General features: G+C 70.4%; 21 protein-coding genes. 11 read left to right on the forward strand and 10 right to left on the reverse strand.

Annotation, left to right across the window (positions count from 1 at the left end; all coding sequences use genetic code 11):
* Window positions 1–579 (forward strand): DUF6596 domain-containing protein (locus RT323_RS00005; RefSeq protein ID WP_313403915.1); only part of this gene is annotated, 579 nt, incomplete at its 5' end.
* A 6-nt stretch (window positions 580–585) separates the two neighbouring features.
* Here RT323_RS00005 and RT323_RS00010 read toward each other — a convergent pair.
* Window positions 586–1,239 (reverse strand): 4a-hydroxytetrahydrobiopterin dehydratase, encoded by a 654-nt coding sequence (locus tag RT323_RS00010; protein ID WP_313403917.1) that lies wholly within the window; start codon window positions 1,237–1,239, stop codon window positions 586–588.
* A 102-nt stretch (window positions 1,240–1,341) separates the two neighbouring features.
* On the opposite strand from RT323_RS00010, the gene RT323_RS00015 reads away from it, so the two are divergent.
* Window positions 1,342–1,902 carry a dihydrofolate reductase family protein gene (locus tag RT323_RS00015; protein ID WP_313403919.1) on the forward strand — a complete coding sequence of 187 codons (561 nt, stop codon included), beginning with the start codon at window positions 1,342–1,344 and terminating at the stop codon, window positions 1,900–1,902.
* Here the strand turns inward: RT323_RS00015 and RT323_RS00020 are convergent.
* Genes RT323_RS00020 through RT323_RS00030 form a run of 3 tightly spaced genes read right to left on the reverse strand, consistent with a single transcriptional unit; the run spans window position 1,899 to window position 3,778 of the window.
* Window positions 1,899–2,918 carry an LLM class flavin-dependent oxidoreductase gene (locus tag RT323_RS00020; RefSeq protein ID WP_313403921.1) on the reverse strand — a complete coding sequence of 340 codons (1,020 nt, stop codon included), beginning with the start codon at window positions 2,916–2,918 and terminating at the stop codon, window positions 1,899–1,901. The two genes, RT323_RS00015 and RT323_RS00020, sit on opposite strands and share 4 nt — an antisense overlap.
* Before the next feature lie 27 nt (window positions 2,919–2,945).
* Complete coding sequence (locus RT323_RS00025; RefSeq protein ID WP_313403923.1) at window positions 2,946–3,170, reverse strand: helix-turn-helix transcriptional regulator; 225 nt, start codon at window positions 3,168–3,170, stop codon at window positions 2,946–2,948.
* Window positions 3,170–3,778, reverse strand: a complete 609-nt coding sequence (locus RT323_RS00030; RefSeq protein ID WP_313403924.1) for a DUF2975 domain-containing protein — start codon at window positions 3,776–3,778, stop codon at window positions 3,170–3,172. The genes RT323_RS00025 and RT323_RS00030 overlap by 1 nt, the downstream gene beginning before the upstream one ends.
* Window positions 3,779–3,881: 103 nt before the next feature.
* On the opposite strand from RT323_RS00030, the gene RT323_RS00035 reads away from it, so the two are divergent.
* Entirely contained in the window at window positions 3,882–4,400 is a 519-nt protein-coding gene (locus RT323_RS00035; protein ID WP_313403926.1) for a GNAT family protein, read from the forward strand.
* Window positions 4,401–4,415: 15 nt separating this feature from the next.
* Window positions 4,416–4,826, forward strand: coding sequence for a MauE/DoxX family redox-associated membrane protein (locus tag RT323_RS00040; RefSeq protein WP_313403928.1), 411 nt, complete (start codon window positions 4,416–4,418; stop codon window positions 4,824–4,826).
* Here the strand turns inward: RT323_RS00040 and RT323_RS00045 are convergent.
* Both RT323_RS00045 and RT323_RS00050 read right to left on the reverse strand, forming a co-directional pair.
* Complete coding sequence (locus RT323_RS00045) at window positions 4,792–5,412, reverse strand: alpha-ketoglutarate-dependent dioxygenase AlkB (protein WP_313403930.1); 621 nt, start codon at window positions 5,410–5,412, stop codon at window positions 4,792–4,794. The genes RT323_RS00040 and RT323_RS00045 overlap by 35 nt on opposite strands.
* Before the next feature lie 54 nt (window positions 5,413–5,466).
* Window positions 5,467–6,612, reverse strand: coding sequence for a serine hydrolase domain-containing protein (locus tag RT323_RS00050; protein ID WP_313403932.1), 1,146 nt, complete (start codon window positions 6,610–6,612; stop codon window positions 5,467–5,469).
* A gap of 76 nt (window positions 6,613–6,688) precedes the next feature.
* On the opposite strand from RT323_RS00050, the gene RT323_RS00055 reads away from it, so the two are divergent.
* The 5 genes from RT323_RS00055 to RT323_RS00075 all read left to right on the forward strand — a co-directional run bounded on the left by RT323_RS00055 (window position 6,689) and on the right by RT323_RS00075 (window position 11,530).
* The gene (locus RT323_RS00055; protein ID WP_313403933.1) at window positions 6,689–7,330 is read left to right on the forward strand and encodes an MBL fold metallo-hydrolase; all 642 of its coding nucleotides are present in this window, start codon (window positions 6,689–6,691) and stop codon (window positions 7,328–7,330) included.
* A gap of 40 nt (window positions 7,331–7,370) precedes the next feature.
* Window positions 7,371–8,909, forward strand: a complete 1,539-nt coding sequence (locus RT323_RS00060; RefSeq protein ID WP_313403935.1) for a UDP-N-acetylglucosamine 1-carboxyvinyltransferase — start codon at window positions 7,371–7,373, stop codon at window positions 8,907–8,909.
* Between the two features lie 43 nt (window positions 8,910–8,952).
* Complete coding sequence (locus RT323_RS00065; protein ID WP_313403936.1) at window positions 8,953–9,714, forward strand: glycerophosphodiester phosphodiesterase family protein; 762 nt, start codon at window positions 8,953–8,955, stop codon at window positions 9,712–9,714.
* Complete coding sequence (locus RT323_RS00070) at window positions 9,711–11,057, forward strand: MFS transporter (protein WP_313403938.1); 1,347 nt, start codon at window positions 9,711–9,713, stop codon at window positions 11,055–11,057. Before RT323_RS00065 ends, RT323_RS00070 begins: the two co-directional genes overlap by 4 nt.
* Before the next feature lie 83 nt (window positions 11,058–11,140).
* Complete coding sequence (locus RT323_RS00075; protein WP_313403940.1) at window positions 11,141–11,530, forward strand: RNA polymerase-binding protein RbpA; 390 nt, start codon at window positions 11,141–11,143, stop codon at window positions 11,528–11,530.
* Here the strand turns inward: RT323_RS00075 and RT323_RS00080 are convergent.
* Genes RT323_RS00080 through RT323_RS00090 form a run of 3 tightly spaced genes read right to left on the reverse strand, consistent with a single transcriptional unit; the run spans window position 11,520 to window position 14,769 of the window.
* Window positions 11,520–12,239 (reverse strand): polyprenol monophosphomannose synthase, encoded by a 720-nt coding sequence (locus RT323_RS00080; RefSeq protein ID WP_313403941.1) that lies wholly within the window; start codon window positions 12,237–12,239, stop codon window positions 11,520–11,522. The two genes, RT323_RS00075 and RT323_RS00080, sit on opposite strands and share 11 nt — an antisense overlap.
* Entirely contained in the window at window positions 12,236–13,693 is a 1,458-nt protein-coding gene (lnt, locus tag RT323_RS00085) for an apolipoprotein N-acyltransferase (RefSeq protein ID WP_313403943.1), read from the reverse strand. Before lnt ends, RT323_RS00080 begins: the two co-directional genes overlap by 4 nt.
* The gene (locus RT323_RS00090) at window positions 13,690–14,769 is read right to left on the reverse strand and encodes a Xaa-Pro peptidase family protein (RefSeq protein ID WP_313403945.1); all 1,080 of its coding nucleotides are present in this window, start codon (window positions 14,767–14,769) and stop codon (window positions 13,690–13,692) included. The genes lnt and RT323_RS00090 overlap by 4 nt, the downstream gene beginning before the upstream one ends.
* Window positions 14,770–14,867: 98 nt before the next feature.
* Between RT323_RS00090 and RT323_RS00095 the strand changes: the two genes are divergently transcribed.
* Both RT323_RS00095 and RT323_RS00100 read left to right on the forward strand, forming a co-directional pair.
* The gene (locus tag RT323_RS00095; RefSeq protein WP_313403947.1) at window positions 14,868–16,439 is read left to right on the forward strand and encodes a M28 family metallopeptidase; all 1,572 of its coding nucleotides are present in this window, start codon (window positions 14,868–14,870) and stop codon (window positions 16,437–16,439) included.
* A gap of 87 nt (window positions 16,440–16,526) precedes the next feature.
* Window positions 16,527–17,426 (forward strand): 5'-3' exonuclease, encoded by a 900-nt coding sequence (locus RT323_RS00100; RefSeq protein ID WP_313403948.1) that lies wholly within the window; start codon window positions 16,527–16,529, stop codon window positions 17,424–17,426.
* Here the strand turns inward: RT323_RS00100 and RT323_RS00105 are convergent.
* Entirely contained in the window at window positions 17,416–20,136 is a 2,721-nt protein-coding gene (locus RT323_RS00105; RefSeq protein ID WP_313403950.1) for a DEAD/DEAH box helicase, read from the reverse strand. The genes RT323_RS00100 and RT323_RS00105 overlap by 11 nt on opposite strands.
* Window positions 20,137–20,143 lie beyond the last annotated feature (7 nt).

The following is a 20,143-nucleotide window of genomic DNA, read 5'->3' on the forward strand; positions in this document are numbered from 1 at the left end:
CAGCTGCCGCGTGAGCCCGAGGTGCACGGCCTCGTCGCCCTGATGGAGCTGCAGGCGGCCCGGTTCGCCGCGCGCGTCGACGCGACCGGATCGCCCGTCGTGCTGGCCGACCAGGACCGGCGACGCTGGGACCGCGCCCAGATCGGCCGGGGACTCGCGGCGTTGGCCCGGGTCGATGCGCTCGGTCGAGGCCGCGGGCCGTACGCCCTGCAGGCGGCGATCGCCGCATGCCACGCGGTCGCGCCGACATTCGAGGAGACGGACTGGGAGCGGATCGTCGTGCTCTACGACGCGCTCGGTCAGCTGGCGCCCGGACCCGTCGTCCGGCTCAACCGGGCCGCCGCGATCTCGATGACCAGCGGCGGCACGGAGCAGGCCCTGGCCGAGGTCGAGGAGCTGTCCGCCTCGGGTGCACTCCCCCGCAGCCACCTGCTGGCCAGCGTCCACGCGGAGCTGCTGCAGCGCACGGGGCGTCTCGACGAGGCGCGGCAGCGGTTCCTCGCGGCCGCGTCACTGGCCACGAACGAGCGGGAGCGTGCCTGGCTGGAGCAGCGCGCCGGCTCCGTCACGCAGGACTGAGCGGGGTCAGTCGCGGTCCATCACGGTGCACAGGCAGGCCTTGTTGCCCTCGGCGTCCTCGAGCACGACGAAGGACGGAGACTCCGAGTCGTCGAAGACCTCGCCTCCGGCGGCGACGGCGGACTCGATCCGCGCCGGGAGCTGGCCGGCCGGGATCCAGACGTCGAGGTGGAAGCACATGGGCGGCACCTCGCCGCGCTCCTCGGTGGGCTGGAACCACAGCAGGGGGACCTGGCTCGTGGGGTCGGTCACCTGCTCCCCGTCGAAGTTCTCGGCGTCCCCCGTGAGGACGGCGGCCCAGAACGGGCCGAGCTCGACGGCGTTCGCCGCGTTGAGCGCGATCTCCACACGGGTGAGGACCGAGGGCTCGGCCTCGAAGCCGCGCTCGGCCGCCAACGAGCTGATCGTGCGAGCCAGGTCGAGGTCGCGATCCGTGACGGCGCCGGTGTCGTGGCTGGTCAACTCGATGTCCACGTGCGTGTACCCCAGCTTCACGTCGGGGTGGTGGTTGGCCGCCTCCGCGGCGGCTCCGATGTCGACCACGAACTCCAGTCCCGTCGCGAAGTCCCCGGTGCGGAATCGGCCGTGCAGGCTGTGCACGAGAGGGCGCCAGTCCTCCAGGTCGGCGTCGAGGATCGTCGTCAGGTCGGCCTTCGTCATGGCTCCAGCATCCTGCGGGTTCCGGATTCGCGCCAGCCGCGACGGGTCTTGTGTCCGGCCGTGCCGGGTTGCCAGACTGGCGTTCCGTCCGAGGGAGGCCACATGCGCAAGGTGACGTACGAGATGAGCATGTCGCTCGACGGCTACGTGGTGGGCCCCGACGGCTCGTTCGACTGGGGCGATCCGGACGAGGAGATCTTCGGCTTCTTCATGGACCAGCTCCGCAGCGTGGGCGTCCACGTGCTGGGCCGGAACCTGCACGAGGCGATGCTCTACTGGGAGACCGTCGACCGCGAGACGCTCGACGCGCCGCAGCGCGCATGGGCGGACATGTGGAACGCGCTGCCCAAGGTGGTCTTCTCGAGCACCCTTTCCGAGGTGCACGGCGCGGCCAGGCTCGCGCAGGGCGACCTGCGGACCGAGATCGAGCGACTTCGCGCCGAGCCCGGTCCCGGCGACGTCGCGATCGGCGGGGCCACCCTCGCCGCCGAGGCTGCGGCGCTCGACCTCATCGACGAGTACCAGATCCGGATCTGCCCGGTCCTGGTCGGCGGCGGCCTGCCGTACTTCGCGCACGACGACAAGCACGTCGACCTCGAGCTCATCGAGACGCGCCCGTTCGCGAGCGGCAGCGTCTTCCTGCGCTACTGCGTCCGCCGCTAGCGCCAGCCCAGCCCCGGCGCCACGTGCGTCAACAGGCTCTCGATCAGGTGGGCGTTGTAGTCGACGCCGAGCTGGTTCGGCACGGTGATGAGCAACGTGTCCGCCGCGGCGATCGCCGAGTCCTGCGCGAGCTGCTCGACCAGCACGTCGGGCTCCGCGGCGTACGTCTTGCCGAACCGCGCCGGGCCGCCCTCGAGCATCCCGACCTGGTCGGTGCTGCGGGTCTCGAGCCCGAAGTACCGGCGGTCCAGGTCGCTCACCAGAGCCATGATGCTGCGACTCACGGACACGCGCGGCTCGCGCTGATGCCCCGCCTCGCGCCACGCGTCCCGGAAGCACTGGATCTGCTCGGCCTGCAGCTCGTGGAACGGCACGCCCGTGTCCTCGGTCAGCAGGGTCGAGCTCATCAGGTTCATCCCCATCCGGGCCGTCCACTCGGCGGTGGCGCGCGATCCGGCGCCCCACCACAGTCGGTCGCGCAAGCCCTCGGAGTGCGGCTCGAGGCGCAGCAGGCCCGGCGGGTTCGGGAACATCGGGCGGGGGTTCGGCTGGGCGAATCCCTGCCCCTCGAGGACCTTCAACAGGACCTCGGTGTGCTGGCGGGCCATGTCGGCGTCCGTCTCTCCGTCCTGGGGCACGTGGCCGAAGTAGCGGAAGCCCTCGACGACCTGCTCCGGTGATCCGCGGCTGATGCCGAGCTGGAGGCGTCCACCTGCGATGAGGTCGGCCGCCCCGGCGTCCTCGGCGAAGTACAGCGGGTTCTCGTACCGCATGTCGATGACGCCGGTGCCGATCTCGATGCGGGACGTCCTCGCGCCGATCGCGGCGAGCAACGGGAACGGCGAGGCCAGCTGCCGGGCGAAGTGGTGCACGCGGAAGTAAGCGCCATCGGCTCCCAGCTCCTCGGCAGCGACAGCCAGGTCGATCGACTGCAGCAGGGCGTCGGACGCCGACTGCGTGCCCGAGTGGGGCGACTCGGACCAGTGGCCGAAGGACAGGAACCCGATGTTCTTCATGTCTGGGTCAACGTCTGGCGCGCGGGATCATTCCGTCACCACCAGCAGGTCGCCCACGGTGCAGTGCAGGGCGTCGCAGATCGCCGTGAGCGTCGTGAACCGGATCGCCTTCGCCCGGTCGTTCTTGAGCACGGACAGGTTCACCACCGTGACACCCACCAGCTCGGCGAGCCGGGTCAGCGTCATGCCGCGTTCGGCGAGCAGCTCGTCGAGGCGGCAGTGGACGCGGTGCTGGTCGTCCTCGGCCGGCATCAGACGAGACCTTCGGAGTCACGCTGCATCCGCTCGCCCGTGTGGAACGCGGCCGCGACGCACCCGGTGACCATCGCGGCGAAGAGGTACAGGAACGAGATGTTCATCGTGATCTCGAAGCCGGCCTCGGGATCCGTCGTGAGCTGCGCGAGCGCGCCGTTGGCGGCGGCGGTGGAGAAGGCGACCGTCAGCACCCAGCCGAGGACGCCCACGAGCGCGGCCGTCGTGACCAGGCGGGTGTTCGTGCGACTGAAGAACTGCCCCGCGCCGATGTTGCGCAACAGCCAGGTCAGGCAGACCAGGACGGCGACGACGGTGAGCGCCGGCACCACGACGGTGGCGATCACCGACACGTAGCTGGCGAACGGCAGGTCCGAGACGTGCACCGTGAACCGGTCCAGCTCGGCCGGGACGGCCTCGCCCACGCCGTCGATCGCGATCGACTGCTGCGACGTCGACAGCTGGACCTCGACCGGCACGTCGCGGTTCGGCACCACGTCGACCAGGCGCGTGACCGCGTCGACCACGGTGGCCACGATCGCGACGACGGCCAGGGCGACGGTGAACCAGACGTCCGCGCGGGTGGCCGTGCCGAAGGGTGCCTTCATGTCGATCTCCATCTCATATCGAATGTCGATGTTATCGAAACACGATATGCCGCGATCGTCAATCCACTCCCCTGCCCACGTCGCCGCCTGCCAGACTGGGCCCATGGCCGTCACCCGCCTCGTCGCAGCCACGGACGCGGAAGCGCTGGCGGACGTCCTGCGGCGCAATCGCGAGGCGATGTCGTCGATCGAACCCCAGCGACCGCCCGCCTACTTCACGGCCAAGGGCCAGCGCGCGATCATCCAGGACGCCTTGCGCCGGTACGCCGACGGGCTGTCGTTCCCTCGCGTCATCCTGGCGCCGGACGACTCCGTGGTCGGGCGGGTGAACCTGAACGAGATCGCCCTGGGTCCCGCACGCCGGGGCGTGCTCGGCTACTACCTCGACGCCGAGGCCCAAGGCCGCGGCCTGGCGACCGAGTCGGTCGCCGAGATCGTCGCCCTCGCCTTCGGCCGGCTGGGCCTGCACCGCATCGAGGCGGCGACGCGCCTGGACAACGGTGCCAGTCAGCGTGTCCTGGAGCGGAACGGCTTCACGCGCTTCGGCGTGGCGAAGGACTACCTGCGCGTCGGTGGCGGCTGGCGCGACCACGTGCTCTACGAGCGCATCGACGGTGATTGACCTAGCGTCGTCGCCATGAAGACGATCGCCCGCCTCCTGCTCGGAGGGATCCTGGCCTTCGCCGGGGTCAGTCACCTGACCTTCGCCCGCGACGAGTTCCAGGCGCAGGTGCCCCGGAGCATCCCCATCGACGAGGACTTCACGGTCGTCGCGTCGGGCATCGTCGAGATCGCCCTCGGTGCCGCCCTGATGGCACTGCCCCGCCACCGGCGCATCGTCGGCCTGGTGGTCGCCGCGTTCTTCGTGGCGGTGTTCCCCGGCAACATCGCCCAGTACCTCAACCACGCGGACGGGTTCGGGCTCGACACCGACCGGGCGCGCTTCGGCCGGCTGTTCTTCCAGCCCGTGCTGGTGCTGTGGGCGCTGTGGTCGACCGACGCGCTCCAGGTCGTCAGCGAACGCCTGCGACGCGGAACTGCACGCTGATCCGCGGCCCGACGGCCCGCGCGGTCTTGAGGATCGCGTGCTCCCACGTGCGCTGGCAGCTGCCGCCCATGACCGACAGGTCGCCATGGCCGAGGCTGAAGGCCGTCTGCGGCCCACCGCCCGCGGGCCGCAGGCTCAGCCGGCGGTGCTCGCCCAGCGACAGGATCGCGACCATCGTGTCCTGCGTCCGGCTCTTGCCGATGCGGTCACCGTGCCAGGCCACCGAGTCGTTGCCGTCGCGGTAGTAGCACAGGCCGGCGGTCACGAACGGCTCACCGAGCTCGGCCGCGTAGTACTCCGACAGGGCGTCGCGCGCCTGATCCAGTGCCGGATGCGGGAGGGGTCGGTCGGCCCCGTAGAAGCACAGCAGCCGCGGCACGTCGACGACGCGGTCGTACATCTCGCGTCGCTCACCGCGCCACGGCACCTCGCTGCGCAAGGTCTCGAACAGCTCGTCGGCGCCGCTGACCCACCCGGACAGCGTGTCCACCCACGCCCCCGCGGAAAGCGGGTGGCGCTCGACGCCGTCCAGCGGTCCGACGCGTACTCCGGCGTCACCGTCGAGGAGCGATCCCTGGAACCACATACCAGTACTGTACGCCGACGAATAGAACGACTGTTCGAAGTTCCTCCCGGCGTGTCACGGCGCGTGAACGGCCTGCCAGAACGCATCCAGGTAGGCGGGCGGGGTCGGCGACCCCATGCCCTGGCGGGTCAGCAGGACTCCCCCGACACCGGCCGCGGGGTCGACCCACAGGCTCGTCCCCGTGCCGCCGTCCCAACCGAACCTCCCGCGATGGGATCCGGGGAACCGTCCGACCAGGTCCACGCCGACACCCAGGCCCCAGCCGACCGACGGCTCGAGGAACTCGCGAGCCATCACTTCTGCGGGCGCCGGGAGGTCGGCCGCGGTCAGGGCGGCGAACGACGACGCGGACAGGAGCCGGCCACGCGGACCGTCTCCGCCGCGCAGCAGCATCTGGACGAACCGGCCGAGGTCATCGGCGGTCGAGAGCAGCCCTGTCGCCCCCGACCGGAACGGCGGGACCGTCATGAGTCGCGGATCGCCCCATGGTGCGACCTCGACGAACCTCCCGCCACGGTTGGGGAACCACGCGGACGAGACACGGTCGACGTCCTTCATCGCGACGGCGTAGCCCGTGTCGTGCATGTCGAGGCGGTCCAGCAGGCGATCACGCAGGACGAGGTCGAGCCGCCGTCGCGTCACGCGCTCGATCAGCACGGAGAGCGCGTCGAACGAGAACTGGTACAGCCAGCCCTCCCCGGGCTGGTGGGCCATCGGCAGCTCGCCCACGAGCGCGGCCCAGCGGTCGGGCCGCAGTGGCGGCGGCTGCCAGGCCGAGGGGATCTCGGCCCGGGCCACGGCCGACGGCAGCGGCGCGGTCTCGGGGGTCGTCATGTCCCAGCCGAGCCCGAGACCCATCTGCAGCAGGTCGCGCACCGTGGTCGGCCTCGCCGCGGGAACGGTGTCGTCCAGCGCGCCGGCACGATCACGCAGCACACGCCGGTCGGCGAGCTCGGGCACCCAGCGGTCGACGGGATCGTCGAGGCCGAACAGCCCGTCGTCGACCAGCGCGAGGGTCAGCACGGCGATGATCGGCTTGGTGACCGAGGCGATGCGGAAGATCGTGTCGCGGTGCAGGGGTCCCGCCGCTCCCACCTCCAGTTGCTGCCGCGGCCCCGAGACGACGGCCCAGGTCGCACCGGGGACGTCCATTTGCGCCACGACCTCGCGCATGACCGGACCGACGCGCTCCCGGGCCATCAGGCGTCCCGGGTCCGGGGCTGCTGGGCCGGGATCTCGCGCTCGTCCATGGCCACATCGTGGCACGATGGCGCCCATGGACGTCACGCGCTTCGGACATGCCGCCGTACTCGTCGAGGCCGCCGGGGCGCGGATCCTGTTCGATCCCGGCACCTTCAGCAGGCCGGCCACCTTCGAGCTGACCGGTCTCGACGCGATCGTCGTGACCCACCAGCACCCCGACCACCTCGACCACGACCGCATCGGCGCGCTCGTCGCTGCGAACCCGCAGGCTCGCCTGCTGGCCGAGCCCGAGACCGCCGAGAGCCTCACCGGCTGGGACGCGACCGGCGACGGCGTCGCGTTCGCCATCGGGGGCGTGACACTGACGGGCGTGGGGTCCCGCCATGCCGAGATCCTGCCCACACTCCCCCGGGTCGGGAACGTCGGGATCCTGGTCACGGCCGATGCCGAGCCGACCTTCTTCCACCCCGGGGACACCTACGAGTACCGTCCCGAGAACGTCGACATCCTCGCCCTCCCGCTGTCGGCCCCGTGGGCGAAGATCGCTGAGACGGTGGGCTTCCTGCGTGCCGTCGCGCCCCGTACGGCGTTCCCGATCCACGACTGCACCGTCGCCGAGGCCGCGTACGGGATCTACTGGATGCACGTCGAGAACCATGGCGGCGTCGACGACCTCCAGCGGCTGGGCCAGGCGGACGCCCTCGCCACGCCATGACGCGACTTGGTTTATCTCACAACTGATATACGCTTGAGGAATGACCGACAGCGACGACTACCTGGGCCGGATCGGCACCCTCATCCGGGACGCCCGCCAGCACTCCGGCCTCACGCAGGCCCAGCTCGCCAGTGAGCTGCGCACGAGTCAGAGCGCCATCAACCGCATCGAGAAGGGCCAGCAGAACCTGACGCTGGACATGCTCGCGCGGATCGGCTCGGCCCTGGACTCCGAGCTCGTGAGCGTCGGCACCACGACCGGCCCCAGCCACCTGCGCGTCAAGGGCGGCACGACGCTGTCGGGCAGCATCGACGTCAAGTCCAGCAAGAACGCCGGCGTCGCGCTGCTGTGTGCCGCACTGCTGAACACCGGCACCACGACCCTGCGCAAGGTCGCCCGGATCGAGGAGGTCAACCGCCTGCTCGAGGTGCTGGAGTCGATCGGCGTCCGCACGACGTGGCTCAACGACCAGAACGACCTCGAGCTCGTCGTCCCCGAGAACCTCGACCTGCGCTCGATGGACGCAGCGGCCGCCCGGCGGACCCGCAGCATCATCATGTTCCTCGGCCCGCTCATGCACCGGATCGACGAGTTCGAGCTGCCGTACGCCGGCGGCTGCGACCTCGGCACCCGCACCGTCGAGCCGCACATGACGGCCCTGCGGCCGTTCGGCCTCAAGGTGCTCGCGACCGACGGCAGCTACCACGCCTCCGCCGCCCGCGGCGTCTCGCCCGAGCGTCCCATCGTCCTGACCGAGCGCGGCGACACCGTCACCGAGAACGCGCTGCTGGCCGCGGCCCGCCACGACGGCGTCACCGTCATCCGCAACGCCAGCCCGAACTACATGGTCCAGGACCTGTGCTTCTTCCTCGAGAAGCTCGGCGTGGGCATCGAGGGCATCGGCACGACGACCCTGCGCGTCACCGGCAAGCGCGAGATCCGCGGCGACGTCGACTACGCCCCCAGCGAGGACCCGATCGAGGCGATGAGCCTCATCACGGCGGCCATCGTCACCAGCTCGAACATCACGGTCCGCCGCGTGCCGATCGAGTTCATGGAGATCGAGCTCGCGCTGCTCGAGGAGATGGGCTTCCGCTACGACCGCTCCCCCGAGTACCTCGCCGAGAACGAGCACACGCGCCTGGTCGACATCACGACGCACCCGTCGAAGCTGCGCGCACCGATCGACAAGATCCACCCGATGCCGTTCCCGGGCCTCAACATCGACAACCTGCCGTTCTTCGCCGTGATCGCGGCGCAGGCCGAGGGCCAGACGATGCTGCACGACTGGGTCTACGAGAACCGCGCGATCTACCTGACCGAGCTCAACAAGCTCGGCGCGCAGGTCAAGCTGCTCGACCCGCATCGCGTCCTGATCGAGGGCCCGACCCACTGGAGCGGCGTCGAGCTGGTCTGTCCCCCGGCCCTGCGTCCCGCCGTCGTCATCCTCATCGCGATGCTGGCCGCCAAGGGCACCTCGGTGCTGCGGAACGTCTACGTCATCAACCGCGGCTACGAGGACCTGGCGCTGCGCCTCAACGCCCTCGGCGCCGAGATCGAGACCTTCCGCGACATCTGAGGGTTGCCCTCGTCGGCGTCCCACGTGCCCTAGGTTGGTGCGCGTGAGGACACCGCCGTACCTCGAGCCCGCTCCCCCGATCGCGTTCGCGCATCGAGGCGGGGCGGAGGTCGAGCCCAACCGGGGCATCGAGAACTCGCTCGCCGCCTTCACCCACGCCTACCAGCTGGGCTACCGGTACATGGAGACCGACGTGCGGGTCAGCCGCGACGGCGTGGTCTACGCGTGCCACGACGCCAAGCTGGACCGCCTGCTCGGGCGCGAGGTCGAGATCGTCGACCTGGACTCCGCCGAGATCGATGAGGCGCTGCTGGGCAACCGCGAGCCGATCGTGCGACTCGAGCACCTCGTCGAGGCGCTGCCCGGGGCTCGGTGGAACATCGACGTGAAGTCCGACGACGGCGTCGTCCCCACCACCGACCTGGTCGAGCGGATGGGCATCCTCGACCGCATCTGCCTGGCCTCGTTCTCGCACCGCCGGCTCGTGGCGATGCGCGCCCGCCTGCCCGAGGTCGTGACCTCGGCCTCCAGTCGCGAGGTCGCCCAGATGGTGCTCACCGGGCGGGTGCCGAAGGCGCCGTCGATCCTCCAGGTCCCCGTCCGGCACGGGCGGGCCCGCGTGATGACGCCCCGCTTCCTGCAGCGCGCCCACCGCGCGGGGAAGTTCGTGCACGTCTGGACCGTCGACGAGCCCGCCGAGATGCACCGCCTGGCCGACCTGGGGGTCGACGGGATCATGACCGACCGCACCGACCTGCTCAAGCAGGTGCTGACCGAGCGCGGCCTATGGAAGGACCCTGCATGACCGACGACGTCGTCGCGACCCGCGCCGATCGCGGACGCGTGGTGGCCTGGGGGCTGTGGGACTGGGGCTCGGCCGCCTACAACGCCGTGATCGTGACGTTCATCTTCTCGGTCTACCTCGTCGAGGGCGTCGGCGACGACGTCCCCGGCCCCTTCCGCGCTGCCACCTGGCTCGGACTGTCGAGCGCGGCCGGCGCCGTGCTCATCGCGATCGCCGCGCCTGCCCTCGGGCGGCGCACGGACGCCGCGGGCGCCCGCAAGAAGAGCCTGTTCTGGCTCACGACGGCCGTCCTGGTGATCACGGCTGCGCTGTTCTTCGTCGAGGACGACTGGCACCACCTGTGGCTCGGCCTGGTCCTGATGGCGGCCGGCGGCGTGATCTTCGAGCTCGCCTCGGTGCCCTACTTCGCCATGCTGCGCCAGGTGTCCACGCCCGACAACGTCGGCCGGGTCTCGGGCTTCGGCTGGGCCATGGGCTACTTCGGCGGCATCGTGCTGCTGCTGATCTGCTACTTCGGCTTCGTCGCCGGCGACGGTGACACCCGCGGGTTCCTGGGCGTTCCCACCGAGGGCGGGATGAACATCCGGCTCATCGCGCTGCTCGCGGCCGTGTGGTTCGCGGTCTTCGCGATCCCGCTGTTCCTCAAGGTCCCCGAGCTGCCCGCGACGGCCAACGCCGACGCGCCGAAGGTCAGCGTCGCCGCCTCGTACCGCGGCATCTGGAACGACATCACGACGATGTGGCGCGAGGACCGCGACACGCTCAGGTTCCTGATCGCCAGCGCCTTCTTCCGCGACGGCCTCGCGGGCGTCTTCGCCTACGGTGCCGTGCTGGCCGTGTCGGTCTACTCGATCAACGAGGACGACGTGATCCTGTTCGGCGTCGCCGCGAACGTCATCTCGGCGGCCGGGGCGCTGCTGGCCGGGCGGTGGGACGACCGCATCGGGCCGCGCGCGGTGATCGTGTTCTCGCTGACGTCGATGCTGGTGTGCGGACTGGTCCTGCTCGTCGTGTCGGGACCGGGCATGTTCTGGATCTTCGGGCTCGGGCTGTGCCTGTTCGTCGGTCCCGCCCAGTCGGCGTCACGGACCTACCTGACGCGGATCACCGACCCGGGCCGCGAGGGCCAGAACTTCGGTCTGTACGCGATGACGGGCAGAGCAGTCTCGTTCATGGCGCCGCTGCTGTTCGCGGTGTTCATCTGGGCCGGCAACCTGCTCACCGGTCAGGACACGGACCGCTGGGGAATCGCCGGGATCATGGTGATTCTGGGCGTCGGCCTGGTCCTGTTGCTGCGGGTGCCCGCGCACGTCGACGACCGTGCCCGACGTCTCACGCACTGACGGGGACGAACTTCCTTCTCAGGGGAATCTCACGCATCTGTCGTACGTTGGACTGTACGGAGACCTTCAGAAGGGGGACCGACATGGCAGAACGAGCCTTGCGCGGAGCGCGGCTGGGAGCCCAGAGCTTCGAGGACGAGCGCGGAGTCGAGATGGCACCGCGTCAGCAGATCGAGTACGTGTGCGCCGACGGGCACACCTTCACGGTGACGATGTCGGACGAGGCCGAGGTTCCGGCCGAGTGGGAAGATCCCAAGACGGGCCAGATGGGTCGTCGGGTCGGCGGTGCCGAGCCCGAGCAGAAGGACGAGAAGCACGTCCGCACCCACTGGGACATGCTCCTGGAGCGTCGCTCCGAGGAGGAGCTGGAAGAGATCCTCGCGGAGCGGCTCGACCTGCTGCGCGGCGGCGAGATCGGCCCGCCACACCTGCACCGCAAGAGCAAGACCCGGAAGAAGTCCGTCAGCGCCTGAACGGATTCATCCGCTGGAGGCCCCACACGGTGACCCGTGTGAGGGCCTCTTTCACGATGTCGAAGCTCATCTTCGACTGACCGTGGACGCGCTCGACGAACGTGACGGGGACCTCGGCCACGGCGAGCCCCGCGAGCCGCGTCTGGCGCGTCATGTCGATCTGGAAGCAGTACCCCTGCGACTCGACGGCGTCGAGGTCGATCGCCTCGAGCGTCTCGCGCCGGAACGCGCGGAAGCCGGCCGTGGCGTCCTTGACCCCGAGGTCCAGCATGATCCGGGCGTACAGCGAGGCCCCGCGGGAGAGCGCCTCCCGACGCTTGGGCCAGTTGACCACCGAGCCGCCCGGCACCCACCGCGACCCGAGGGTCAGCGGTGCGCCGGCGCGCGCGGAGTCGAGCAGCTTGCCCAGGTCCTCGGGCCGGTGCGAGCCGTCGGCGTCCATCTCGACGAGGACGTCGTAGTCGCGCTCGAGGCCCCACGCGAAGCCCGCACGGTACGCGGCGCCGAGGCCCTCCTTGCCCTGACGGTGCAGGACGTGGATCCGCGGGTCAGCCTCGGCGAGCTTGTCGGCGATCTCGCCCGTCCCGTCCGGCGAGTTGTCGTCGGCCACGAGGATCTCGACCTCGGGCTGCTGCTCCAGGACGCTCTCGCAGATCCAACTGACGTTGTCAGCCTCGTTGTAGGTCGGAATGATGACCAGCGTCTTCATCGAGGCTCCATTCGTAACCGGCGTTTACCGAGGACCCATCCTGCCACGGACATGACGTGGATCACCAGAGTCAGTCCGGATCCCCAGCGTGTGGCGGGAGTCGTGCCCTGCGCCAGCTGCACCTCCTGCACGAGCGTCGCGGACTCCTTCTCGGGAGCGCGCTGCACGACGCGGCCGGACGGGTCGGCGAAGCCGGAGATGCCGTTCGTCGAGGCGACGGCGAGCCAGCGCCCGGTCTCGATCGCGCGCAGTCGCGAGATCGCCCATTGCTGCTGCGGCTGCACCCCGCGGCCGAAGTCCATGAAGCTGGCGTTGCTGGTCTGGACGGCGAGGACCTCGGCACCGCGATCGATCGCACCGTGGACGGCGCCGTCGTAGGCGATGTCCCAGCAGATCGTCAGTCCCATGGTCACCCCGCCGACGTCCATGGCTCCGGGCTCGTCGCCCGCGAGGATGTCGCGCGGGATGTCGCGGTCGAAGCGCGGCACGAGCGCCCCCAGCTGGCGGCGGAAGGGCACGTACTCGCCGTAGGGGACGATGTTCTGCTTCAGATAGACGTCCTCGTGCGGACCGTCCTCGTCCACCAGGACCGAGGCGTTGTACGCCGAGTCCGTGGTGGGTCCGTCGAGGATCGCGCCGACCAGGATGGGCGCGCCGACCTGCTGCGAGAGCCGGGTCACCTCGTCGCGCGCGTAGGCGTTGTCGAGGACGTCCAGGTCCGAGCCGTTCTCGGGCCACAGCACGACGTCGACCGGCTGGTCGATCCGCTCGGTCGCAGCGACGTGCAGGCGGAAGATCTCGGCACGAGGCCAGTCCAGGAACGGACCCGGCGTGTTGCCCTGCACCACGGCGATCGTGCGGGTCCCTCCCCCGTCGGCGATCCCCATCGGAAGCACCAGTCCGACGAGCGGGATCGCCGCGGCTCCGGCCAGCGCCGTCCAGCGGCGGTCCGTGACGGCCACGACCAGCAGCCCGGCCACCAGCGCCATCAGGAAGGTCGTGGCGGGCAGCGCGACGAGCCGGACCCAGCCCTCGAGGGGCGTGTCGATGGCGGTGTGGCCGAGCCGCCCCCACGGGAAGCCGCTGAGCGGGACGGCGCCGCGGACCTGCTCGCCGGTGGTCCACACCGCCGCGGCCCACACGGGCCACCACGGCGCCTGGACGGCGACCCGCAGGAGCCACGTGATGACGGCGAGGAAGAGCGCCTCGATGGCGACCAGGGCGACCCATGCCCAGGGGTCGACCGCGTTCATCCACCAGATGAGCGGACCCATGAACGCGAGCCCGAACACCAGGCCCGTCAGCAGGACGAAGCGGACGGATGCGTCCCGCAGGGTCCGCACGAGCGCGAAGTACGCGGCGACGGTCAGGACCATCAGGCCCGGGACCGCCAGCGGCTCGAACGCGGCGGCCGACGCGGCGCCGAGCAGCGCGGCCGCGAGGAGCCGTCTCACAAGCGCACGAGATCGCGAGGCGTGTTGTTCAGCACCTCGATGCCGTCCTCGGTGCAGACCACGATGTCCTCGATCCGGGCGCCCCACTGGCCGGCCACGTAGATCCCGGGCTCGATCGAGAACGCCATCCCGGGCTCGAGCTCGGTGCCGTTGCCCTCGACGATGTAGGGCTCCTCGTGCGTCTCCTGACCGATGCCGTGACCCGTGCGGTGGATGAACCGGTCGCCGTAGCCCGCCTCGGCGATGATCCGCCGGCCGACAGCGTCGACCGACTCGGCCGTGACGCCCGGTCGCGCGTACTCGCGCTGCGCGTGCTGGGCCTGCTTGAGCACCTCGAGCATCGCGACGTAGCCCGGGTCGGGCTCGCCACCGGCGACGTAGTTGCGGGTGGAGTCCGAGCAGTACCCGGCGGGCGTCGTGCCGCCGATGTCGACGACCACCGGCTCACCGGCCTGGATGACGCGGTCGGAGACCTCGTGGTGCGGCGAGGCGCCGTTGGGCCCGGAGCCCACGATCACGAAATCGACCTGCTCGTGGCCCTCGTCGATGATCGCGCGGGCGATGTCGGCGCCGACCTCGCGCTCGGTGCGCCCCGGGCGCAGCCACTCCCCCATCCGCGCGTGCACGCGATCGATCGCCGCGCCGGCCGCGCGCAGGGCGTCGACCTCCGACTGCTCCTTGACCACACGCAGGTCGGAGACCAGCTGGCCGCCCAGGACGAATCCCGCCTCGGGCATGGCCTCCTGCAACGCGAACACGCGCGACGCCCACATGTGGTCGTCGACCGCCACGATCTCGGCGTTGCCGACCAGGTCCGCCACCAGCGCGAAGGGGTCGTCCGTCTCGCCGAAGGTCACGATCTCCATGTCGACGCCGGCTGCCTCGGCCGCGGCCCGCTCGAGCTCGGGGACGACCAGCTGCACCCGCAGCTGCGTCACGACGAGGCACGTCAACCGCTCGAGCGGCTTGGCGGCGTAACCGGTCAGGTAGCGCAGGTCGGCACCGGGAGTCACGAGCAGGGCGTCAATGCCGTGCTGTCCGGCGAGGATGCGGGCACGGTCGAGTCGTTCAGTCACCTGCACAGGCTATCTGGCGCATCCGTCGAACCTGTGTGACCGTAGAGCCGTGCTGTGACCCACGGCACACCATTCGAATTCCCAGGATCGGGGGGTCCATGAAGAAAGCAGTCATTGCCGCTTCCGCGGCAGTCCTCACCGTCGGTCTCGTCTCCGCGTCACCCGCGCAGGCGAAGCCCGGCCCGGCGGCACCGCAAGGCCAGACCACCAAGCTGACCAAGGCCGTCACCGTCAACGGAATCCTCAAGCACCTGCGCCAGTTCCAGGCCATTGCCAATCGGAACGACGGCAACCGTGCGTCCGGCCTGCCCGGCTACGAGGCGTCCGTCAACTACGTGACCCGCGAGCTGGAGAAGTCCGGCTACGAGGTCACGAAGCAGCCGTTCCAGTTCCCGTTCTTCCAGGAGCTGAGCCCGACGACGCTGACCGTCGGGGGCGAGGAGGTCGCAAGCTCGATCTTCACCTACTCCGGCAGCGGCAACGTGACCGGACCGATCGTCCCGACGAACGACGTCCAGATCCCGCCACCCGCCGAAGCCGGCACGACGGACTCCGGCTGTGAGCCGGCGGACTTCGAGCCCGCGCCGGGCGACACCGACGCGATAGCGCTGGTCCAGCGCGGCGCATGCGACTTCGCGGTCAAGGTCGACAACGCCGTCGCGGCGGGCTACGACGCCGTCATCGTGTTCAACGAGGGCCAGCCCGGTCGCACCGACGCGGTCGCCGGCACGCTCGGCACCCCGAAGGACGTCCCGGTCACCGGTATCACGTACGAGCAGGGCGTCGCGTTCGTCGAGGCGGGCACGCCCACCGGCACGCTCGTGACCGAGGTCGAGGCCGATCCCAACCGCGTGACGTGGAACGTCATCGCGGACCTGCCGCAGAAGAAGCTCAAGAAGATCAAGAACAAGGACCAGGTCGTCGTCGTGGGAGCCCACCTCGACTCCGTCGCGGAGGGGCCGGGCATCAACGACAACGGCTCCGGCTCGGCGGGCATCTTGGAGATCGCCAAGCAGCTCAGCGCCACGAAGCTGGACAAGAAGCTGCAGCGTCCCGTCCGCTTCGCCTTCTGGGGCGCCGAGGAGCTGGGCCTGCTGGGCTCTGAGCACTACGTCGCGAACCTCAGCGACGACGAGCTGTCCGAGATCTACGCGAACCTCAACTTCGACATGATCGGCTCGCCGAACTACGCGCGGTTCGTGTACGACGGCGACGGCTCGGCCGACGAGGACGCCACGGCGGGTCCGGCCGGCTCGGGTGAGATCGAGCAGGTCTTCACGGGCTACTTCGACAAGAAGAACCTGGCCCACGAGCCGACGGCGTTCGACGGACGCTCCGACTACGGTCCGTTCATCGCGGTCGGCATCCCGGCAGGTGGCCTGTTCACCGGCGCCGAGGGCGTCAAGACCGAGGAGCAGGTCGCGCTGTACGGCGGGACCGCCGGCGTCGCGTACGACAGGTGCTACCACCAGGCGTGCGACGACATGACGAACATCAACGTCAACGCTCTCAACGAGATGGGCGACGCCGCAGCCTTCGCCGTGGCGACGCTCGGCCTGTCGAAGTCGGGCCTGTACCCCGACGGCAGCCGCATGATGAAGAAGAACGCCAAGAAGGCCCAGGGCAAGGCCCTCGGTCACCGTCACGGTCACGCCGGCGCCAGCCGCTGACCCCTCGTTCTCGTCCCCGTCACCGCGCCCAGCGGTGGCGGGGACGAGTTCGTCCGGGCGGCGGCCGACGCGTGCCATCATGGCGGCATGTCCTCGCGACTCCTCCTGCTCGACACGGCCAGCCTCTACTTCCGCGCCTTCTACGGCATCCCGGACTCGATCCGCGCCGAGGACGGCACCCCCGTCAACGCCGTGCGCGGGATGCTCGACTTCCTGGCCACGCTGCAGGCCCGCTACGAGCCCGAGGCCGTCGTCGCGGCGTGGGACGACGACTGGCGCCCGCAGTGGCGCGTAGACCTGCTCGAGAGCTACAAGGCGCATCGGGTGGCCGACCCCGCGGCAGGCGTCGAGGAGACGCCGGACCTGCTGGCGTCTCAGGTGCCGCTCATCGCGGAGGCCCTCGCGCTGGCGGGCGTCACGGTGGTGGGTGCGCCGGACGCCGAGGCCGACGACGTCATCGGCACGCTGGTCCACCGCTGGCCCACGGGCGTCGACGTCGTCACCGGTGACCGTGACCTCTTCCAGCTCGTGGACGACGAACGCGACGTCCGCGTGCTCTACACGGCACGCGGTGTGGGCAAGCACGACGTCGTGAACGCGGCGTGGGTGCGCGAGAAGTACGGCATCGAACCGCACCAGTACGTCGACTTCGCCGTCATGCGCGGCGATGCGTCCGACGGGCTGCCCGGGGTCGCGGGCATCGGCGACAAGACGGCCGCCACACTGCTGCGCGAGTTCTCGGACCTGAGCGCGATCCGCGCCGCGGCGTCCGATCCCGGCTCCTCCCTCAAGCCGCGCGTGCGCCAGTCACTGCTCGACTCCGCCGACTACATCGACGCGGCGGTCAAGGTCGTCACGGTCCTGCCCGACCTCGACCTGGCCGACCCTGTCGCCGGCATCGCCGACGCCGAGGCACTGACCGCGTTCGGCGAGCGGTGGAACGTCGCAGGACCCGTCGATCGGCTGCTGGCCTCGGTCACGAGCTGACGCTGGAGTACGCCACCACGCCGGTGCGCAGCTCGTCCAGCGCCGCGCGTGCGGTGTCGCGCAGCGGCCCCGGTCCGGAGGCGTCCGAGATCTGGGCGACGGTGTCGATCAGCTGCTTCATCGCACGCACGAAGTCGCCCGCGGCCATCTCGGCCGCGCCCAGCACGATGTCGAGGCTGGTCCCCTCGCACCACAGCCACACGGCATGGGCGAAGCCGAAGTCCGGTCGGCGCAGGAACCGCAGGCGGTGCTCGCGCTCGAGCTGGTCCAGCTGCAACCACAGCAGTCCCATCGACTCGGCCGCCTCCGCGACTGCCTTCGTCGGGTACCGCGGCGGAGGGGCGTCCTCGGAGTTGCGCGCCGTGTACGTCAGGCCGGACGCGACGGCGGCCAGCTCGGCCGGGGACAGGCCACCCCAGACGTCGTGGCGCAGCGACTCGCTGACCACCAGGTCGGACTCCCCGTAGATCCGCTGGAGACGCTTGCCCTCGGCCGTCACGTCATCGCCGTTGAGGTACCCCAGCGAATCGAGGACCTCGCAGACGCGGTCGAACTGTCGCGCGACGCTGTTGGTGCGGTCCTTCACGCGTCGGCGCGTGTTCTCGGTCTCGCGGTCGAGCTTGATCATCCGCTCGGCCCAGCGCGCGTGGGACTCGCGATCGGGGCAGCCGTGGCACGGATGGTCGCGCATCTCGCGGCGCAGCTCGGCGATCCGCGGGTCCTCGACGGCACCGCCGTCGCGGTACGCCGTGGGGTACTCGCCGAGGTGGCCGGCTCGATTGCGCAGGGTCGAGGCCAGGTCGCGCCGGGACTGGGCGTCGCGCGGGTTGAACGACTTCGGGATGCGCATGTTCATGAGCGGCTCGACGGCCGTCGGGAAGTCGACCGCGGCGAGGCGCCGCGCATGCCGGTTGGCCGTCAGCACCATGGGGCGCGGGCCCTCGCGGTTGCCTGTGTCAGGGTCCAGCACGACCGCAAGGCCCGAGAACTTGCCGGCCGGCACGTTGATCACGTCGCCACGGCGCAGGTTCATCAGCGAGTCCAGTGCCTCCTCGCGACGCGCGGCCCGACGAGCCTTCGAGCCCGCGGACTCCAGGTCGCTCAGCGCGCGCCGCAGGCGCATGTACTCCATGAAGTCGCCACGCTCGCACGTGGCGGACTCACGGTAGCCCTCGATCGCCTCGTCGGCCTTGCGGACCTGCCGGGCCAGACCGACGACGGCCCGGTCGGCCTGGAACTGCGCGAACGACTGCTCCAGCAGCTCACGCGCGCGACCGCGACCGACCTGGTGCACGAGGTTGACCGCCATGTTGTAGGACGGCCGGAACGACGAGTTGAGCGGGTACGTGCGGGTCGAGGCCAGGCCTGCGACGTGACGCGCGTCCAGGCCGGGCTGCCACAGCACGACGCCGTGGCCCTCGACGTCGATGCCACGCCGTCCCGCGCGACCCGTCAGCTGGGTGTACTCCCCCGGCGTCACGTCGACATGGTTCTCGCCGTTCCACTTCGTCAGGCGGTCGATCACGACGGAGCGTGCGGGCATGTTGATGCCCAGCGCGAGCGTCTCGGTGGCGAAGACGACCTTCACGAGACCCTCGCTGAACAGGTCCTCCACGCACTCCTTGAAGGTCGGCAGCATGCCGGCGTGGTGCGCCGCGATGCCGCGCGCGATCCCCTGGCGGAACTCGTGGAAGCCCAGGACTTGCAGGTCCTCGTCCGGCAGGTGCGCGCACGCCGCGTCGACGTGGGCCTCGATCGCGAGTCGCTCCTCCTGTGACGTGAGGTTGAGCCGGGCGGCGAGGCACTGCTCGACCGCGGTCGCACAGCCCGCGCGACTGAAGATGAAGACGATCGCGGGCAGCAGGCCTTCGGACTCCAGCTTCAGGACGATGTCGATGCGGTCGGGCGTCCGGTGGCGGCTGCGCGGGCGCCGGCCCCCCTTCTCGGGGCGACGGGACCGGTTCTTGGAGAACGCGCGGTTCCACTGCGCGTCGTCGCGGGCCATCTGCTCGAGCGTGCGGTTCACCTCGGTGGTGCCGGGCTCGAACAGGTCGAACATCTTGCGGCCGACGAGCACGTGCTGGTGCAGCGGGACGGGACGACGCTCCTCGACGATCGTGACGGTGTCGCCCCGCACCTCGGTGAGCCAGGCACCGAACTCCTCCACGTTCGAGACGGTGGCCGACAGCGACACCACCGAGACCGAGGGCGGCAGGCCGATGATGACCTCCTCCCAGACGGCACCGCGGAATCGGTCGGCGAGGTAGTGGACCTCGTCCATCACCACGTGCCCGAGTCCGCGCAGCGTCGACGAGCCGGCGTAGATCATGTTGCGCAGGACCTCGGTCGTCATGACGACGATCGGCGCCTCGCCGTTGATCGTGTTGTCACCCGTCAGCAGGCCGACGTTCTCGGCGCCGTAGCGCTCGGAGAAGTCGCTGAACTTCTGGTTCGACAGCGCCTTGATGGGCGTCGTGTAGAAGCACTTGCGGCCGGTCTCCAGCGAGAGGTGCACGGCGAACTCGCCGACGAGGGTCTTGCCTGATCCGGTCGGCGCGGCGACGAGCACGCCGTGGCCCTCCTCGAGCGCCTTGCACGCCTCCAGCTGGAACTCGTCCAGGCCGAAGGGGTAGAGGTCGCGGAACGCGGCCACGTGGGGGTGCTGGCGGTCCTTGCGGAAGCGGGCGTACTGCTCGGCCGGGGTGGACATGTCTCCA

Source organism: Aeromicrobium sp. (assembly GCF_032084975.1).
In the GTDB taxonomy this organism is placed as follows: domain Bacteria; phylum Actinomycetota; class Actinomycetes; order Propionibacteriales; family Nocardioidaceae; genus Aeromicrobium.

Excerpts from the sequence above, each read along its gene's own strand:
- RT323_RS00100 (WP_313403948.1), top strand. The coding sequence starts at position 16,527 with ATGTCCTCGCGACTCCTCCTGCTCGACACGGCCAGCCTCTACTTCCGC.
- RT323_RS00070 (WP_313403938.1), top strand. The coding sequence starts at position 9,711 with ATGACCGACGACGTCGTCGCGACCCGCGCCGATCGCGGACGCGTGGTG.
- RT323_RS00020 (WP_313403921.1), bottom strand. The coding sequence starts at position 2,918 with ATGAAGAACATCGGGTTCCTGTCCTTCGGCCACTGGTCCGAGTCGCCC.
- RT323_RS00010 (WP_313403917.1), bottom strand. The coding sequence starts at position 1,239 with ATGACGAAGGCCGACCTGACGACGATCCTCGACGCCGACCTGGAGGAC.
- RT323_RS00015 (WP_313403919.1), top strand. The coding sequence starts at position 1,342 with ATGCGCAAGGTGACGTACGAGATGAGCATGTCGCTCGACGGCTACGTG.
- RT323_RS00075 (WP_313403940.1), top strand. The coding sequence starts at position 11,141 with ATGGCAGAACGAGCCTTGCGCGGAGCGCGGCTGGGAGCCCAGAGCTTC.
- RT323_RS00105 (WP_313403950.1), bottom strand. The coding sequence starts at position 20,136 with ATGTCCACCCCGGCCGAGCAGTACGCCCGCTTCCGCAAGGACCGCCAG.
- RT323_RS00060 (WP_313403935.1), top strand. The coding sequence starts at position 7,371 with ATGACCGACAGCGACGACTACCTGGGCCGGATCGGCACCCTCATCCGG.
- RT323_RS00080 (WP_313403941.1), bottom strand. The coding sequence starts at position 12,239 with ATGAAGACGCTGGTCATCATTCCGACCTACAACGAGGCTGACAACGTC.
- RT323_RS00045 (WP_313403930.1), bottom strand. The coding sequence starts at position 5,412 with ATGTGGTTCCAGGGATCGCTCCTCGACGGTGACGCCGGAGTACGCGTC.
- RT323_RS00095 (WP_313403947.1), top strand. The coding sequence starts at position 14,868 with ATGAAGAAAGCAGTCATTGCCGCTTCCGCGGCAGTCCTCACCGTCGGT.
- RT323_RS00040 (WP_313403928.1), top strand. The coding sequence starts at position 4,416 with ATGAAGACGATCGCCCGCCTCCTGCTCGGAGGGATCCTGGCCTTCGCC.
- RT323_RS00030 (WP_313403924.1), bottom strand. The coding sequence starts at position 3,778 with ATGAAGGCACCCTTCGGCACGGCCACCCGCGCGGACGTCTGGTTCACC.
- RT323_RS00035 (WP_313403926.1), top strand. The coding sequence starts at position 3,882 with ATGGCCGTCACCCGCCTCGTCGCAGCCACGGACGCGGAAGCGCTGGCG.
- RT323_RS00050 (WP_313403932.1), bottom strand. The coding sequence starts at position 6,612 with ATGGCCCGGGAGCGCGTCGGTCCGGTCATGCGCGAGGTCGTGGCGCAA.
- RT323_RS00025 (WP_313403923.1), bottom strand. The coding sequence starts at position 3,170 with ATGCCGGCCGAGGACGACCAGCACCGCGTCCACTGCCGCCTCGACGAG.
- RT323_RS00055 (WP_313403933.1), top strand. The coding sequence starts at position 6,689 with ATGGACGTCACGCGCTTCGGACATGCCGCCGTACTCGTCGAGGCCGCC.